Annotated in this window: 16 protein-coding genes; 4 read left to right on the top strand and 12 right to left on the bottom strand. The window is 61.2% G+C overall.

The genetic code is table 11. From position 1 onward, the window contains the following. Positions 1-116: 116 nt before the first annotated feature. Both OP10G_RS06720 and OP10G_RS06715 read right to left on the bottom strand, forming a co-directional pair. Entirely contained in the window at positions 117-836 is a 720-nt protein-coding gene (locus tag OP10G_RS06720) for a nucleotidyltransferase domain-containing protein (protein ID WP_025226650.1), read from the bottom strand. An 83-nt stretch (positions 837-919) separates the two neighbouring features. After that, positions 920-1,654, bottom strand: a complete 735-nt coding sequence (locus OP10G_RS06715; RefSeq protein ID WP_025226651.1) for a matrixin family metalloprotease — start codon at positions 1,652-1,654, stop codon at positions 920-922. 236 nt (positions 1,655-1,890) lie between these two features. Here OP10G_RS06715 and OP10G_RS06710 point away from each other — a divergent pair, with 236 nt between their 5' ends. Next, positions 1,891-2,541 carry an HAD family hydrolase gene (locus tag OP10G_RS06710; protein WP_025226652.1) on the top strand — a complete coding sequence of 217 codons (651 nt, stop codon included), beginning with the start codon at positions 1,891-1,893 and terminating at the stop codon, positions 2,539-2,541. 63 nt (positions 2,542-2,604) lie between these two features. Here the strand turns inward: OP10G_RS06710 and OP10G_RS24160 are convergent, their stop codons facing one another. The 4 genes from OP10G_RS24160 to OP10G_RS06690 form a co-directional block, all read right to left on the bottom strand. Next, positions 2,605-2,904 carry a hypothetical protein gene (locus OP10G_RS24160; protein ID WP_144241026.1) on the bottom strand — a complete coding sequence of 100 codons (300 nt, stop codon included), beginning with the start codon at positions 2,902-2,904 and terminating at the stop codon, positions 2,605-2,607. A gap of 100 nt (positions 2,905-3,004) precedes the next feature. Next, entirely contained in the window at positions 3,005-3,493 is a 489-nt protein-coding gene (locus OP10G_RS06700; protein WP_025226654.1) for a hypothetical protein, read from the bottom strand. A gap of 2 nt (positions 3,494-3,495) precedes the next feature. Beyond that, complete coding sequence (locus tag OP10G_RS06695) at positions 3,496-4,425, bottom strand: bifunctional riboflavin kinase/FAD synthetase (protein ID WP_025226655.1); 930 nt, start codon at positions 4,423-4,425, stop codon at positions 3,496-3,498. A 155-nt stretch (positions 4,426-4,580) separates the two neighbouring features. Beyond that, positions 4,581-5,546 (bottom strand): stage II sporulation protein M, encoded by a 966-nt coding sequence (locus OP10G_RS06690; protein ID WP_025226656.1) that lies wholly within the window; start codon positions 5,544-5,546, stop codon positions 4,581-4,583. A gap of 266 nt (positions 5,547-5,812) precedes the next feature. Between OP10G_RS06690 and OP10G_RS06685 the strand changes: the two genes are divergently transcribed. Continuing rightward, positions 5,813-6,667: a sigma-70 family RNA polymerase sigma factor gene (locus OP10G_RS06685; RefSeq protein WP_084178858.1), complete on the top strand. Its 855-nt coding sequence runs from the start codon at positions 5,813-5,815 to the stop codon at positions 6,665-6,667. A 6-nt stretch (positions 6,668-6,673) separates the two neighbouring features. Here OP10G_RS06685 and OP10G_RS06680 read toward each other — a convergent pair whose 3' ends face one another. The 5 genes from OP10G_RS06680 to add all read right to left on the bottom strand — a co-directional run bounded on the left by OP10G_RS06680 (position 6,674) and on the right by add (position 11,960). Next, positions 6,674-8,371, bottom strand: coding sequence for an NAD(P)/FAD-dependent oxidoreductase (locus tag OP10G_RS06680; RefSeq protein ID WP_025226658.1), 1,698 nt, complete (start codon positions 8,369-8,371; stop codon positions 6,674-6,676). A 176-nt stretch (positions 8,372-8,547) separates the two neighbouring features. Beyond that, complete coding sequence (locus OP10G_RS26180) at positions 8,548-8,760, bottom strand: hypothetical protein (protein ID WP_144241025.1); 213 nt, start codon at positions 8,758-8,760, stop codon at positions 8,548-8,550. After that, positions 8,751-9,671: a prepilin-type N-terminal cleavage/methylation domain-containing protein gene (locus tag OP10G_RS06670; RefSeq protein ID WP_025226660.1), complete on the bottom strand. Its 921-nt coding sequence runs from the start codon at positions 9,669-9,671 to the stop codon at positions 8,751-8,753. The genes OP10G_RS26180 and OP10G_RS06670 overlap by 10 nt, the downstream gene beginning before the upstream one ends. A 27-nt stretch (positions 9,672-9,698) precedes the next feature. Then, entirely contained in the window at positions 9,699-10,823 is a 1,125-nt protein-coding gene (locus OP10G_RS06665; RefSeq protein WP_025226661.1) for a GntR family transcriptional regulator, read from the bottom strand. Between the two features lie 141 nt (positions 10,824-10,964). Then, complete coding sequence (gene add, locus OP10G_RS06660) at positions 10,965-11,960, bottom strand: adenosine deaminase (RefSeq protein ID WP_158409158.1); 996 nt, start codon at positions 11,958-11,960, stop codon at positions 10,965-10,967. A 187-nt stretch (positions 11,961-12,147) separates the two neighbouring features. Between add and OP10G_RS06655 the strand changes: the two genes are divergently transcribed. Beyond that, positions 12,148-12,855 carry a zinc metalloprotease gene (locus OP10G_RS06655; protein ID WP_025226663.1) on the top strand — a complete coding sequence of 236 codons (708 nt, stop codon included), beginning with the start codon at positions 12,148-12,150 and terminating at the stop codon, positions 12,853-12,855. Between the two features lie 21 nt (positions 12,856-12,876). On the opposite strand, the gene OP10G_RS06650 is transcribed toward OP10G_RS06655, so the two are convergent. Beyond that, positions 12,877-13,107 (bottom strand): PIN domain-containing protein, encoded by a 231-nt coding sequence (locus tag OP10G_RS06650; RefSeq protein WP_025226664.1) that lies wholly within the window; start codon positions 13,105-13,107, stop codon positions 12,877-12,879. A 291-nt stretch (positions 13,108-13,398) separates the two neighbouring features. Between OP10G_RS06650 and OP10G_RS06640 the strand changes: the two genes are divergently transcribed. Beyond that, positions 13,399-16,119: a VPS10 domain-containing protein gene (locus OP10G_RS06640; protein ID WP_025226666.1), complete on the top strand. Its 2,721-nt coding sequence runs from the start codon at positions 13,399-13,401 to the stop codon at positions 16,117-16,119. Positions 16,120-16,508 lie beyond the last annotated feature (389 nt).

Below are 16,508 nucleotides of genomic sequence, written 5' to 3'. Positions count from 1 at the left end.
TACAGGTTCACCCGTAGCCTGGGGATTTATCCCCGGTAGAACCTTGAACCGAGGCTAAAGCCACGGGCTACGGGTGAATCACATCGGGGAAATGAAACCTAATTTGTCAATGACCATTAAGTAAAGGAACTTGGCACAAGTGGCAAGGAGCGTACGGCGATTTCCAGTGGAGTGGGGTCCGGGAACAGCCGGCTCATTTCGTCGCGGTAGGCCTGCGTCGCGGCGAGGATCTCTTCGAGATTGCGTAATGGGAGACCGAGAAGCTCCAGCCGCCGCTCGTCGATGTGCTTGTCGTAAAGTGACTTCAGGGCGAAGATCGTGAAGACCTGATCCATGGGGTCGACTCCGGAATCGTAAAGCGCCCACGCGCGAAGTAGGTAGCGCCGGTCGTGGTGCAGGCCGTAAGTGAGAATTCCGTGCCGACCTCGCCAGAGACTTTTCCGATGCTTGAGCGACATCAGCCAAAATTCCTCCACCAGGCCGTAACCCGGCAGGGGAGCCGGAAGAACCGGGGTCGGCTCCGGCAGTTCCAGCGGGACATAGTGATCCCACGCCGGAGGCCCGAACAAGATATCGAGAATCGTTCCGCCGACCGAGACACCGTGAAGGAACGGAACGCCTCCCATCTGTTTGACTTCGGCGGTGAGAAAAATCGAACCCAGGGACTCGGGCGACCACTTGGCCCCAACAATCCATAGGTCGAGGTCGCTGACCTCGTCCTCTTCACCTCTGGCGAAAGAGCCGCCGATGAAGACTCCTTCCACGGAAGGATCGGCGGCAAGGATGCCTAGAATCCGGTGAAGGGTCTCGTGCGGGGTGGTCGGGCTGCCGCTCATACTGGTGAGCCTAGCTTACAACCGCTAAACGCAACATGGCCGGCGTCGGGCGCCCTCCGCCTTTCGCCGGCCATGTGTGTGGACTAGCCGCCTACGAGTTTCTGGGTTTTGGCGAGCGAGTCGGTGCGGATCCGGTGGGCTTCGTCGCGGATCCGGCGGACGGCGGCGACTTCGTAGCTTTGCGGACCGGAAATCGGGTGGTCGATATCGAGGGGCCCCATCAGGTCGCGGGTGGATGTGCTGTCCTCGAGGCCGAGGATGTGGCCCATCTCATGGGCGATTTCGTGGCGCACGCACTCGAACGGCATCGGCTGGCCGTCGAGGTTAATCGTACGGATCTGCAGGTCCCCTTTGAAGGTCACTTCCTGGACACGGGGGCCGTCGCACTTGAGGGTGCGCTTCCAGTTCGCATAGCCGGCGACCGGCTCCTTGCCCATGTTAACTCCCGGCTTGAATCGGATCACCACGTCGGCTTGAGTGGGATCGGCAACCTCCCGGAAGGTAATCGTGTCGTCTAGAGCTCGTTCCCAAACGTCGAACGCGCCTTCCATCGACTTAAGGCATCGAGCGTGAAGACGGTCGGGGACGGAAATGAACTGAACGTTGTACTTCACCTCATCGCCGACGAGAACAAGGTTCGCGTGAGCGGCGGCAACTTCGGGGGTCCCGTTCGCGGAGCAGTCCCGGGCGTCGTCCAGGTGGTGCTGAACTTCCGGAAGGATCAGCGACCGGGCGCCCGAAGGGGAACGGTGCAACGCGGAAGCTTGAAAGGCAGCCAGAGCCACGGTGGAGAGAAGAGCGAACCGGACAAAACCCATTGTGTTTTTTTCCTTCCCGTATCTGGCGGCATTCCTTTCCGCCTTTCCGCTTCGCCTTCTGCCTAGCGCATCCGTGCGCATTCCGTCAAACTAAGTGCTTCGGGATCTCGTCGCGAGTCCGGCCCCTGCGGTATATCAGGATAGGTTTAAAACCCTGGTGATGTTGCGGTATCGGTTGCCATCTTTGGCGCATGATTTGGCCACCTTTGCGGTCGTTGCTCCGGAGATAGCATCAAATGACCAATCAAAGTCCCCGGCACCCTTACCGGCTCGTTACGTTCGATGTTGGCGGAGTCCTGATCCGCATCTGCCATACGTGGCAGGCGTGCGCCCGAGAAGCGGGGGTCGACATCAAATGGCCGGCGCAGCCCGAGATCGCCCTTACCGATTTCCCCGCCTTCGACGCTTACCAGATGGGCGCGATCGACCTCGACGACTACCTGGCACGTCTTGCCGAATGGTTAGGCTGCTCTCCGGAAGAGGCGGGCCGGGTCCACGACGGCATCTTGGTTGAGCCCTACCCGGGAACGGAAGAGCTGGTCGCGGAGTTACAGGATCGGGGCGAGCTCACGGCCTGCCTTTCAAACACGAACGAACCGCACTGGCAAGCGTTCTTCGGCGGCCGGTTCCCGGCGGTGGCCCGATTGGATAGCAAGATGGCCTCCCACCTAGTGGGGATCAACAAGCCCGATCCGGCGATCTTCCGCCTTCATGCGGAGACAAACGGAGTGGCTCCGGAGGAGATCGTTTATTTCGACGACGCTCCCGCGAACATAGAGGCGGCCACCGAGGTTGGATTCCGAACTCTCCGAATCGACCCTAGCGGCGACACGGTGGCTCAAATGCGCGGATTCTTGGTCGACCTGGGCGTGCTAACGCCGGCTTGACACGAAAAAACCGCCCGGCGCTCTTGCTCGCCGAGGCGGTTTAGGTCGTGGGGGCGGTTGCCCTTACTTGCCTGCGGTTGCCGTGCCGGCGGTTGCCGCCGTGGTAGCAGGCGCCGTGCCCGTGGTCGTCGCCGGCGCGGCACCGGCGGTCGCTGCGGTGGTGGTTCCAGCGGTGGCAGTACCGGCGGTGGCGGTACCGGCCGTCGCTGCGGCGGTCGAGGTCGTGGTGCTAGGGGTGCTGCTGGTCGTTCCGCTCGTAGTGGTAGCTCCGGCAGTTGCGCCCTCGTCCGTGCTGCTGCCGCAACCGGCGACGATCGCAGCGGCCATGGCGGTGACAATTAATAGACCGATAGTCTTCTTCATGTTTTTCTCCTGATTGAGCGTGGTCTCCTGCGAGAACCACAATTCCAATTAAGGAATCGGTGAGATTATACGTTCCGAGAATCGGCTCCGAAAAGATTTTTTAGCCTGACATTAGCTCCGTGACGGCGTTTTCGGGAGCCCGGACTTCCGTTAGCCTCCACTTACGGGTGGGAAAGACCAGAAACGCCGTCGAATCTTCCTTCCGAAAGATGAGAGTGACTTCGCTAAGGTTCCTTTTTCCCAGGAGTCCCAGATCCAGTTCTACCGGGGAGACGATTCTTGCCTCGTCCCCCGTGATCTGGGGCGATGGATCTTGCACCACGACATCCGGCTTTTGCTCCCGGATGAACTGCGTGATCTGCCTTTGATTCGGCCCGACATCGATGTTATTGACCTTTAGGCTGTCGCTAAGCAGCTCGACTACGCCTCCGGGCCGTCCCTCACGGCTCGCCTTGATAGCTTCGCCGAGAGCTTGGGAGATCATCTTTCGATCGTCGCCGTTTGCCGATAGGGTCAGGGCTACCCGGATTCCGAACACCACCGCGATAGCGATCACGATGCCGATAAGGGTTTTGCCAGTCTTGTTCACATCTATTGAGACGGCATGAGAGTGGCCAGACGTCCGCGCGTCTCTTCAACGTCTCGCGCCATCTGCTCCTTTAACGCCTCGAGGCTGGAAAAGTCGGCCTCGGAACGTAGTCGAGAGACGAACTCCAGCCGAGCCGAAAGGCCGTAAAGAGATGCGCCCGGGTAATCGAGCAGATACGCTTCGATGGTCCGGGCTCCCCCTCCCACCGCGGGCCGCGTCCCGATTGCGGCCGCCGCCGCGTACCGACCGGTGGCTGACTCGAACCAGCCGGCGTACACGCCATCCGCAGGGAGCGCCTGGTCGATCGAGCGAGCGAGGTTTGCCGTGGGGAAGCCGAGTTGGCGGCCGAGCCGTTGTCCGCTGACGATCACTCCGGTCAGCGTATAAGGCCGTCCCAGGAGACGAGCCGCCCGGACGACGTCTCCGCTAGAGACGGATCGGCGGATATCGCTGGAGCTGACGCGCTCACCGTCGATTTCGAAGGGGGGGACTACCTTGGTCGGGATTCTCTGGGTCAGCCACTCGGTCGTCCCTTCCCGCCCATTGCCCATCGCGAAGTCGTGGCCCACCACGAGCTCGCTTGCTTTGGTCGCGCCGAGAAGGATCTCAGAGAGGAACCGGTCGGCCGACATACGGCTTAGCTCCGCATCGAACGGGAGGACCGAGGTGACGCCAACGCCGAGGCGCTCGAACTGAGCGAGGTTCTCCTGTAGAGGAGCGAGGCATTTGGGCGTGCGGCTTGGGGCCAGGATAGCGGCGGGATGGCGGTCGAATGTGACGAGCACGCAGGGAAGCTCCTGCCTCCGGGCGTCGGCCACCGCCGTCCGAATGACCTCTTGATGGCCAAGATGAACGCCGTCGAACGTTCCGACCACAACCACCGCCCGCTCCCACTCCGCCCTCAAAACCCCAACGCCGAGATGGACTTGCATGCGAAGAGGTTACTGTGTTCGTGGGAGCGTTCGGAGCGTTCGGAGCCTTCGATAGTGTTAGGAGCTACCTTAAATCTCCCTCGCTCCGCACGCTCCGGAAGCTCTGAAGCGAAGCGCTGCTCCGAACGCTCCGCGGGGAAGGGCTGCTCGAAAACTTACTCCTCCGCCGTTCGGCCGTACCGGCTCCAGAAGACGAGCCAGGCGGCGAGGCTGACGACGGCGACGAGAACTTTGGCAGCGCCGGGGACTCGGGGATTGAAGCTGAAAAACCCTTCGATCGGGGCGGCGATGAACATGAGGATGACCGAGGTAGCCAAGAGGACAATCGCATCGCGCCCCACCGCTTTCAGTGCGGCGCTCCGGGAGCGGCGACCAGGATTGATCAGGGCCCAGCCAAGCAACAGCCCCGCCGAACCTCCCACGATCGCCCCGCTAAGCTCGGGAACGCCGTGGGGGGCCACCGAAGAGACGAGAAAATCGAGGTTCCCAACCTCGTTGACCTCGTGCGCGAGCGAGCCGAGCATCGCGCCGTTTTCGAACACCATGTAGACGCTGGCAACGCCGAACGTTCCGGCCCCAACCGCGCCCGCGATCACCGCGACTCGTGGATTATTGTTCGCGTAGAACCCGGTCATGATGAACGAAGTCGAGGTGGAGCGCTCTTCGAACTCTCCTTTCTTCCAGCCGCCGAACAGCTTTTCCACGCCGGGTGGAATCAGCACGTCGCGAGTATCGGGAAATGCGCTCAGAAGGAAGAACGAGAAGAAGGCGGAACCGAAGAATATCGCCGCGCTGGTAAGCACGAACCACTTTCGCCGGCGGACGGTTTGAGCGGCAAGCGCCACGCCTAGGGCGATCGACTTCAACACGCTCGGCCTCGGCTCTCGATACAAGGTGGCGTACGCCCGCCCCACAAGGTCGTTAAGAAAATCGACGAGCACGCTGTTCGTCGAGGAGGTGCGGGCGAGCGCGAGGTCGGTAGAGACTCGCCGGTAAAGCTTCACGAATTCGCGAACTTCGGCTCCAGTGAGGCGAGAGGCGCCGGCGTCGGCAACATCGCACAGCCGGGTCAGCCGCTGCCAATCTTGCTCGCGCTTCTCTACGAAGGCCTGTTCGTTCATTTCGTCTCCGCCGAACTTATTCTACAGCCGAGCGTCGCTCCCATACGTCCCGATTCGGAACCTAGTAGCCTGTGAACGGCATCAAAAGGTCTAGGACGGCATATTCTTGACGCAAGAAAGAGATACGGTAGACTAATTGCCTCAAAAGTCGAACTGTTTGCCTTGCTCGGATCGTATGAACGATGCACGCTTGAGGCGATAAGGCGGACGGGGACGCTTGAGCGATCATGGGCAAAAATTGAAATCTTGGGAGACCGTCCCTTTGAATGAGCGCACAACCGCAGATGTCGGAACACGATGAGGGCATCCCCAGTTACCTGAGTCGACTGACTCAGGCCCCACTCCTCAGCCCGGAAGAGGAAATTGCCCTCACGCGTGCGGTGCAGGCGGGGAGCGAACCCGCACGTCAGCGGCTTATCGAATCGAACATGCGCCTCGTGATCAATATCGCGAAGACGTATCGAAACCGGGCCATCCCACTCGAAGACCTCATCCAAGAAGGCGCCATCGGCCTAATGCAGGCGGCTGAGCGATTCGATCCCGAAAAAGGGTTTCGATTTAGCACCTACGCCACCCACTGGATCCGGCAAGCGATCGGACGCGCGATCGACAACAAATCGAAGGCGATCCGCCTTCCCGCCCACGTGTCGCAGTCGCTTCGGAGGGTCGAGAAGGAGCGTATGCGCCTGGCCCGCGAGCTCGGCTACGATCCCGCGCCGGAGCAGATCGCGATGGCGATGGGGATCAGCCCTAAGAAGCTGCTTACACTCCTTCAATCTTCCCAAGAGCTTCTTTCGCTTGACATGACGGTCGGCGACTCTGGCGGTATGACGCTCGGAGGTCTGATCCGCGACACGACGAACGGCGATCCGGAATCGCTGGTCCTCAGCCAGGAGATGATCAACGAGCTCCAGCGGATCCTGCTAGAGCTGAACGACCGCGAGCAGCGCGTAATGCGCCTCCGTTTTAGGCTGGACGGCACCGAGCCGCCGCTTCAGGAGGACATCGCCAAGGAGATGAAGCTCTCCCGCGAGCGAGTCCGCCAGATCGAGGTGCAGGCGATCAAAAAGCTTCGAGCCCTCGCCCAACGCCGTCGCCTCCGCGACATGCTCAACAAGTAGCCTTTCTTAGCTCGTGGCGAACTCGACCATGGGACTCTCCGGCTCCACCACGAGGTTAAGCCCAAGCGGTTTCTTCTTATCGTATTTGCCCTTGATCCACCCTTCGGCAAGCATCGCCTCCATCGCCTGGAGTGCTTCGAGCAGAGCGAGCTCGGGGACGTTTTGGCGAAGGTAGCCCATGATCCGCGGCATCTCTTTCTCGCGCTGCAGCGCGGCGAAAGCGAGCCGGAACGGCCCGAGCAGAGGAAGACGCTTCGTTCCACGAACGTATGACTTGGATTGAACGATCCGGCCGTTCTCATAGGTGGCAAACGGCTCGATCGTCGCCCCCGAGAGGTCGAGTCGAAGCTCGTTGTACTTCGCGATCTGCCAAGTGGCATCTCCATCCGACATGATCTGTGAGATCTGTTTAACGGCAGCGACGGAGAAGGTACCGATCGACGCTTGCGGGTTTCCATCGTTCACAAATCCGCCGGTGCCGAGCCACTGGAACGCTTGGTCCGGGGTTAAGTCGAGGCCGGCATCTTTGGCGATCTGGCTGGTGAACGATTTGAGGTCCCCGAACTGGGCGTTGACGCTATACCAATAATCCGCGAAGCGGATATGTTGCCCGATCCGGCGGCGTTGGTTGTCGTCGTACGTGTCTCGAATCCACTTCGCATCCAACTCGCCGCGATCGAACTCGAGGATCGAGTAGGCGACCTCGCGGGCGCCGGCGTGAGCGAGCGTCATGCCAGCCGAGAGGATCGGATCGGCGAAGCCGCACGAGTCGCCGGCAAGGAACCAATTCTCACCCGCCATCTGATCGGCGAGGAAACTCCAGTCGTTGGTGGTCTGCAACTTGTCTTGGCTGACCGCGTTCTGCATCAGGCCGCGAATCCGGGGGTCCTCGGCGAGTGCCCGCGCGTACAGATCTGCCGGGCGTTCGCCCGACTCTTTGTAGTACGAAGCGGGGACCACGAGCCCCACGCTGGTTCTAGTGGGACCGAGCGGGATGAACCAGATCCATCCGTAGCCGAGCGACATCACCTGGATACGGGTTCCGCCGACGCCGATTTCTTCCGCCCAGTCGGCATTGAGCCAATAATCCCAAATCGCGATATTGCGTAACGTCGTCGGCGAGTCGACTTCGACTCCCATCGCCCGGCGAAGGATGCCGGAGCCACCGGAGGCGTCGACATACTGCCGTCCCTCGGCGATGAAAGGCTCGCCATCCGCAGGTTGCACGACCAGCCCGGTTACCCGGTCCCCTTCCCGCCGCACCTCCAGCACCCGATGCTCTTGACGAACGTCGCATCCAAGGTGCTCGGCATGGTTGATCAAGATCTCGTCGTAAACGCTTCGGTCAACTTGGAATGCGGTGGCAACTCGCTGGCCCCGGTATCTGGCGGGGCGCGGTTCGGAGAGCAATTCGCCGTGCGCTAGAAAATTAAAATGCCAAAGGTCTGGGGTCGTACCCCAGCGATAGGTCGCGCCGACCTTGATCGGAAAATCGGCGGCCTCGATCTGATCCCAAACCCCCATCTCATCCAAAATCGCGCCGATGACGGGAAGCTGGCTCTCGCCGACATGGTCGCGAGGAAAGCGCTCACGTTCGAGGATCAGAACGCGGTGGTCGGGCGCATATTTGCGAAGCAAGGTCCCCACGGTCGCGCCGGCAGGACCTCCACCAATGACAACGGTGTCGAAGGAATGGGTTTGCATGGTTGAAGAGGGGAAGGCGTTAGGGCGTTGGGCGTTGGGCGTTGGGCGTTGGGCGTTGGGCGTTGGGCGTTGGGCGTTGGGCGTTGGGCGTTGGGCGTTGGGCGTTGGGCGTTAGCAGCTTGTGGGCATTACCCTATTTCCAACGCCGTAGCGCCCAACGCCCTAACGCCCATCGCCTACCGTATCCCGTTCGCTTTCTTGATCTCGGCGATCTTCGATTCGCGTTCCATGCTGTTCATGCGCTGGTTGCTACGAAGGGCCTCAATCTGCTGGGTGGGCGTCAGCCCGGCCAGGGGATCCTTGCCGGGAGGCGCAACCGTCGGGGGCGCCGAAGCGCAACCTACCGCGAGGAGTGCCACCGTGAGGATCCCTAGCTTCACTAATTCCACTCCTTGATCTTGTTCATTTCGTTCAGCGTCCATTGCTGGCCGCCGAAGTCGGTCGGACTCTCAACCCGAGCCCCCGGCTTGAACACATCGAAGTAGTCGTTTGCGACCGCCTGCTTCGCCTTGACCGCCTTGGCGTGGCCGTCGAAGAACCCGAAGTTGATCATCCCGTTACCGACGCCGCGCATGCACGCCATGCCGGTGCCGCCCCAACCGTCGCCATATTGAGTGCACTCAAAGGCGACCTCAATGAACTTGGCATTTGGCCACGGAGCCCGGGTCGTAGTGAGCAGGATCGTGTCGGCCGGCTTCTCCAAGCTCGTCATGCTTCCGCTGCCGCCCTGGTTTTGAACCGTTCCATTGATCGGCTCGACCTTGGGCCAGAAGGTGCGTTGCTCGGTGTACCAGTGGACGGATCCGTCCCCTTCCGTGCTTCCCATTCCTTCGTTAACGCCGGCGCTGTTATTGACGACGTAGGCTCGTGGGAAGCGGGTGGTCGCATCGCCGAACGAGCCGGACGGCAGGTTATTGCTGGCCCAAGCGCCGTCGGTGAAGAGCGGCGACTGGAAGATTCCTCCGTCTCCCTTGTCTTTGTACGGCAGTTCGCCCGGCTGAGGGTAGCGGCCGCCGTTCTTGATGTAGGGAAGAACGCTGTCCTTCCAGATTCGCTGCTCGTAGCGAGGCCGGCCCCAGTCTTGGACTTGCCACATGGGGGGAGCGCAGTCATCCGTATCACCCGAGTAGATGTGGAATCCAAGGGTGATGTTTTTGACGTTGCTCATATCCGAGACCCGCTTCGCCGCGGCCTTGGCCTGGGCGAAAACCGGGAACAGAATGGCGGCGAGAATCGCGATGATCGCGATTACGACGAGGAGTTCGATGAGCGTAAAAGCCCTTCTCTTCGATGAGTGCATGGATTACGTAACCTCCGTTGGTCTGCGTTAGGAATTCGTTTTCATGGAATGAGCCGTTGGCTGCATTCCAGCATCGGCGACGAAGAAATCAGCGGGAACGCGGACGACCCGGGGGTCGCTCGGCCCGCTTTTGATGCGGTCAAGTAAAAGCTTTGCGGCCTCGGCCCCGATCTCGTGCGAGCGCTGCACGATTCGGTGGGCGCTCCACGGGGAGCGGAGCATCATGGGAGGCCAATCGTTGAACGTGGCGAGCTCGAGACCGTCCGGAATCGGGATTCCGAGCCGGTCGGCCGCGGTCAGCACCGCCGAGGCAACGCTGTCTTCCACGCAGAAGAGAGCGGTGATCGAGTCCTCTTGGCGGGTGAGGGCGAATAGCGCGTCCGCAACCATCTGGACGAGGTGCGCCGGATTCGACTCCAACGTGGCAGGAAACCATCTCGTGTAAAGGTCGGCTTCGCTGACATTAACCTCCGCCAACGCGCGGACGTATCCGGCGTGCCGCTCCGCGACCGACGAGAAGTCGGGTTTGTAGAACGAGAAGAAGCCGATCCGGCGGTGGCCACGTTCCTCAAGAGCGCGGATCGCCCGCAGGGTGGCGCCGTCGTTGTCGGTCGCGACGGTGTCGACGTGCAGCCCTTCCGGGAAACGGTCGAGAACGACGATGGGGTAGCCGCGGTCGAAGAGACCCTGCAACAACGGATTGTTGCGTGGGTCGCTGGTGGGACAGATGATAATGCCGTCGGCGCTCTTTTCCAGCTTACGGATCTGGCGCGCCTCCAGCTCAGGATCGCTGCCGCATTGGGTGATGACGAGATCGGTCTCTTCTCCAAGGCCGTCGTGGATTCCACGAATCAGGTCGGTTTGCGGAAAGTTGACCGATTGATCGAATCGGTCGACCACGAAGGCGACCCGTCCGCAGGCGACCGATTGGGCTTTGCTGCGGTCAGCGACCACGGTTCCCCACCTTCGCTGGCGGACGAGGAAACCCTGGCGTTGCAACTCGTGAAGGGCCCGGTGAGCGGTTGGCCGGCTGACGCCGTACTGCTCGGCGATCTCGGACTCAGACCGGACACGATTGCCGGCCGCGAGCTCGCCTCGCTCAATTTGCTCTTTGATCGCCTGCGCGATCGCCTCCCATTGATTTCGCCCCATTGCGCATTAACCTTTAGCTTAATAGCTTGGTGAAGGTTATTGTAAACGATCAAAGGAGGATTGACAAGGGTGTCTTTGCAATAGTGGAGAATTCTTTAAGCAATGAAGCCCATATAGACTGCGGTGACCTGTCACCGCAGTCTATAAAGTGTTGGCGTTGAAGCCGTTTCTTAGTCTTTCGACTAGCTCACGTTTCTTTTCCTCTGGTAAGAGGGAGGCGCGGGCGGCGTTTAGGCAAAGGGTCCAGAGGATGTTTTCGTCGAACTCGAACGTCTCCGCGCAGCGGTGGAATTCGTTAGAGACGGTGGTGTCGAACATCGGAGGGTCGTCCGAGTTGATCGTTACGTAGAGCCCTTCGTCCAGAAGACGGGGGAGGGTGTGTTCGGCGAGGGTGGGGAACACGCCCAGACAAACGTTTGAGGAGGGACAGACTTCGAGAGGGATCTGACGGTCTCGGAGCGCGCGTACCACCCCCGGATCTTCCAAGCAGCGGACGCCGTGCCCGATCCGGACGCATCCGGTCTTATCGAGCGCCTCGCGCACGCTCTGCGCCCCCTTCGTCTCCCCGGCGTGCGGAATGACCGGCAACCCCGCCTCGTGGGCGGCGCGGAATGCGTCCGCGTACGTATCGGCGGGAACGGCCCCCTCGATGCCCGCGATTCCGAGAGCGCAAACTCCGTCTCCGTGAGCGGCGATCGCCCAATCGGCGACTTGACATCCCCGCTCCGCGGGGTCGCCGCGGACGATGTCGAGAATAAGCGCCATGGAGACGCCAAGCTCCCGCTCTCCGTACTCGATGGCGCGCTTCAGGGCGGCGTGCTGATCTGGCCAGGCGATGCCGTTATGCTTCTCGATCGTGGAGGCGGTGTAGGTCACCTCGCTGTGGAGGACGTTCTGTTCGGCCTGACCCTGAAGGAACTCGCGGGCGATCAGCTCGATATCGTCGGGGGTCTTGATGCACTTGGAGACCGCTACGTACACCTCCACGAAGTGGGGGAAATCGCGGAAGCGATACCAGTCACGCAGCCCTTCGGCAGTGGCGGCCGGCAAAGTAATCCCGTGCCTTTGGGCGAGCTTGAGCACCGTTTCCGGGCGGATCGAGCCTTCGAGGTGAACGTGCAATTCGACCTTCGGCATACGGCGACAAAACTCTGCGGTGACCATTACGAGATGGTGGCACGGGCTTCCACACCGTGGCTGGCACGACCATCCCGGCCATGTGAAGTAATCCGAGCCGCATTTCCAACCCAATCGATATTGCGGTTGAGAGAGCATGATCTCGACTGTGTGCAAGGCCAGTAAAAATACGGGCGTAGACCTTCTTATGACTCGCCCGGGCGTTCTTCGCCGAATCAGCCGAGCCGTGGCGGTCGCCACGCTGGTGGGGATCGCGGTATCCGCCCAAGCGTTCAAGCCGATGCTTTCGGACGATTCGGTGAGTACGTTCAAGAGTGCGGTGGCCAATGCGAAGAGCGGCCAGACCCGGCAGGCGAAGGCAAAGCTCGACTCGCTGCTACTCCGCCGCGCGGTACGGATTGGGGTTGATACCTCCTCAGCTCCGGCCGGCCGCGCCGCCGAGTATCGCCAGGGGATCCAGCAGAGCCTCGATATTTGGGCGAACGCCCTCGGTGAGCGGCCGTTCGTGATGACGACGCCTGGCGAGAAGGCAGACCTTACCGTCAGATTCGTTCGCAAAATGCCCGAAGGCGGCGAGGTTCAGGGGGCGATCGGAGCCATCCGCCGCTTCTTCTGGGACGACCGAAGCGCGGGGTATGAGATCTCGGGCGGAATCCAGATCAAGCATAACGCCTACGGCCACACCCTCTCCGGAGTAGAAGCAGGCCGGGTGATGACGCACGAACTGGGTCACCTCCTCGGCTTGGCCGACGATTACAACGGCCATGGCGTAATGAGCGCCTTCCGCCTTGGGGTGGGCCGAGTTACGCCCAGCGATGCGGAGGTCCAAGCGGTCTCCGGCTTCCGCGACGAGCTCCGCAACGCCCTAAAAGTAGCATCGGCTCCCAGCCGATGACCGCCCGTCTCCGATCGCGGCCTAACTTGTAAGCGGATTCTCGATTCGGATTCCCTTAATCGTTTGCCCGTGCTGCATATCTTCCGAGTAGATTCGGTCACATTTGGCATCGATGGCAGCCTGCAGAATTAGGCAGTCCCAGATCGTATAGGAAGTAACGATCGATAGATCGACCGCATTTAAGACGAACTCGGCGGACGAAGGAACGACGCGTTGCCGATCGAAGGCGATCTTTTCAAAGAGAGCCCTCATAAATCTCGGCCCGGTTCCAATTCCAAGACTGGGGCGCCGGCCCGTGCTCGCGAGCAAAACTGACCAGCCTCCCGCCCATAGTATCCTTCCTACCGATTTCTCGCTCCAGAAGCTCTCGGACATATGCGTTCAGAGACAATCTTTTCTCCGCCGCTTCGTCATTGAGCCCCCTCCAAAGATCGTCGGGGACCGAAATCGTTACGTTCTTCACAAGGTCAATGTACACAAACTCTGTGTCTGATCCTGACCCTGCCGCTTGTTGAGCTCGCAAACTATACTGGCAACCAATATATGGTTGCCCTGCCTGTTCTCCTTAGCCTGCTCGCCCACTCCGGCGACCCCAAGCCGCGCGTGCTGAGCGCAGACGACCTGAAGGCGCTTTCCTGGCGCTCAGTCGGGCCCGCGAATATGGGTGGACGCGTCTCCGACGTCTGTTTCGCCCCTGGGAACGCCAAGACGTTCTTTGTCGCTTTTGGCTGCTCGGGACTTTGGAAGACCACCAACCGCGGAACGACCTTTTCGCCCGTCTTCGACCATGAGAGCACCTCCTCGATTGGGTCGGTCGTGGTCGCCGATGCGCCCGCGAACTGGCGAGGTTGGGCCGACGATAAAGAGGTCAAGGCGGATCAACGGGCGGAGAAAGGGCGAGGCAAGATCGTCTGGGTGGGAACCGGAGAGGGGAACGGCCGCAACTCGTCGAGTTGGGGGGATGGCGTGTACCGGTCCACCGACGGAGGCGCGAGTTGGAAGAAGACGGGACTCGAGGACAGCCGCGATATCCCGCGCCTCGCCGTGGACCCTCGCGATCCCGACACTTGCTACGCGGCGGCGCTCGGCCACTTGTGGGGGCCGAACAAGACGCGCGGAATCTACAAAACGACCGACGGCGGCAAGACTTGGAACCCGTCGCTACAGATCGACGAAAACACCGGGGCCATCGACGTGGCGATCGACCCGAAGGACCCTGACACCGTGTACGCGGCGATGTACCAGCGACGGCGGACGGCTTGGAGCTTTCAGAGCGGCGGCGCCGAGGGCGGGATCTACCGCACCCGCGACGGCGGAAAGAAGTGGGAGAAGCTGAGCAAAGGACTCCCCGGTCAAAGCGGGCGGATCGGCCTGGCGATAAGCCCCAGCAACCCGAAGGTGCTGATGGCGGCGGTGGAATCGGACGAGGGGGGCGGGCGCAATATCGACGATAATCGCTCGCGAAGAGGCGGCATCTTCCGGTCGGAAAACGGCGGCGACACCTGGACGCGCGTTAACGCTCAGATCCCGCGGGCGTTTTACTTTGCCAAGGTCCGTATCGATCCGAAGAACGACCAACGGGTCTATCTCCTCGGCTGGGACATCTGGCGATCCGAGGATGGGGGCCGAACCTTCCTCGCCGGCCAGACCGACAAGCTGCACGTCGATTGGCACGCGATGACGATCGACCCCGAAGATCCGGACCACCTGGTCGTCGGTTCCGACGGCGGACTCTATCAATCGAACGATCGCGGCGCGACTTGGGACTTCTTGAATACGATGGCGGTTGGGCAGTTCTACAACATCGCCGTCGATATGTCCGATCCGTACCGAATCTCCGGCGGCCTGCAGGACAACGGCTCTTGGATGGGTCCGAGCTCCTCCCTCATCGAAACCGGCGGCACGCCGAACACCGGCATCACCAACGGCGATTGGAAGGTGATCGGCGGCGGCGACGGGTTCCACGTCGGATTCGATCCCACCGATCCGAACATCGTCTACAGCGAATCTCAGGGCGCGTTCGTCGGCCGGATCAATCTCGCCACCGGCGAGTATCGGACGATCCGTCCAGATGTGAAGGAGGGACAAAGCGGGCTCCGGTTCAACTGGAACTCCCCGTTCTTCGTCTCGCCGCACGACCCCAAGGTGCTGTACCTTGGCGGCAACCACGTCTTTAAGCTCACCAACAAGGGCGAAGATTTCGCCAAGATCAGCCCGGACCTGACGACGCGAGATCCGAACAAGATGGATACCACCGGCTCGAATGCGGAGACGTATTGCACGGTGGTTTCGCTGGCTGAGTCGCCGGTTCAGAAGGGGCTCTTATGGGCCGGCACCGACGACGGCCTGATTCAGGTCACCTCCGACGACGGCGCCCATTGGCAGAACGTGACCCCGAAAGCGGTAAGCGGGCGCTACATCGCCAAGATCGAACCTTCACACCGGGATCGGCAGGCGGCATATGTCGCGGTCGACGGCCACCGGTCGGACGACTACGACCCGTGCGTCCTGATGACCCTGGACGGGGGCAAAAGTTGGAAGGAGATCACCGGCGACTTGCCGAAAGGCGCGTCGGTCCGGGTGGTGCGTGAAGACCTCCACAACAGTTCGGTGCTGTACGCCGGAACCGAGACCGGGATCTACATGACCGCCGACCGAGGCCAGCACTGGATCCGCCTCGACACCGGAAGTCTGCCGACCGTCGGGGTGCACGACATCGTTCAGCACCCGCGAGACATGGACTTGATCGTGGCAACTCACGGACGTTCCATTTGGATTCTCGACGACGCGGCCGCATTAGGTGAGCTGACCTCCGCCACCGTGGCGAAGGATCTTCATCTCTTCCCGATCCTCGCCACCCGCCCGCGGCTTCGCGGCGGGCTCGACGGCATGTGGGGCGACCGGTTCTTCGGCGCGGCGAACCCGCCTTTGGGCGCCAAGATCACCTATTGGGTTCGCGACAAGCAGGACGGCTCCGCCTCGATCAAGATCGAGGACGCCAAGGGTGAGACGATCGCCACTCTGACCGGTCCCGCCAACTCCGGCCTCAACCGGGCGATTTGGGACCTGCAGCCGGAAGCGAAGCGCCGATTGCAGAACCACGGTGAAGACCCCGGCACCGTCTGGGTCCCCTCCGGTACCTACAAAGTCACGGTAACGGTCGGCGGAAAATCAGAGTCGACGAACCTCGTGGTCCCGCCCTACCACCTAGGCTCGGACGTTCCCCTGCCGCCGGTAAGCAGAGGCAAACGCGACGACGATTAACGGTCTGGCTGATCAAGAAACTGATTCTTAATCCGAACTCCCTTGATCAGCTGACCGTGCTGATGAACGTCCCTAACGGCTTTGCAACCTAATCCGTCTATCCCAAAGGGATTACACCCAATAGCGAAGGGTTGCGAGGAACGAGCTACCCTGGTACCGGCAGCCACGGCTTTCAACCCCAACTGGGTTGCGCCCCCCTCCGGACACAACCCCGTTGGGGTTGAAAATGGTCCCGCACGCTCCACCAGGGTAGCTCGTGCCTCGCAACCCTTCGCTAGGGGACGAAATCCCTTCGGGATACCTTGATTAGTCCACGAAAGTCATTTAATACGTTCTTGCCGTCGATGAGGGAGGGCCAAAAGATCTTGGAGCCTGGTCGAAGGTTTACG

Source organism: Fimbriimonas ginsengisoli Gsoil 348, from assembly GCF_000724625.1.
Lineage (GTDB): Bacteria > Armatimonadota > Fimbriimonadia > Fimbriimonadales > Fimbriimonadaceae > Fimbriimonas > Fimbriimonas ginsengisoli.
Note: the sequence above shows the minus strand (reverse complement) of the source record. Positions and strands in the feature narration are given on the sequence as shown.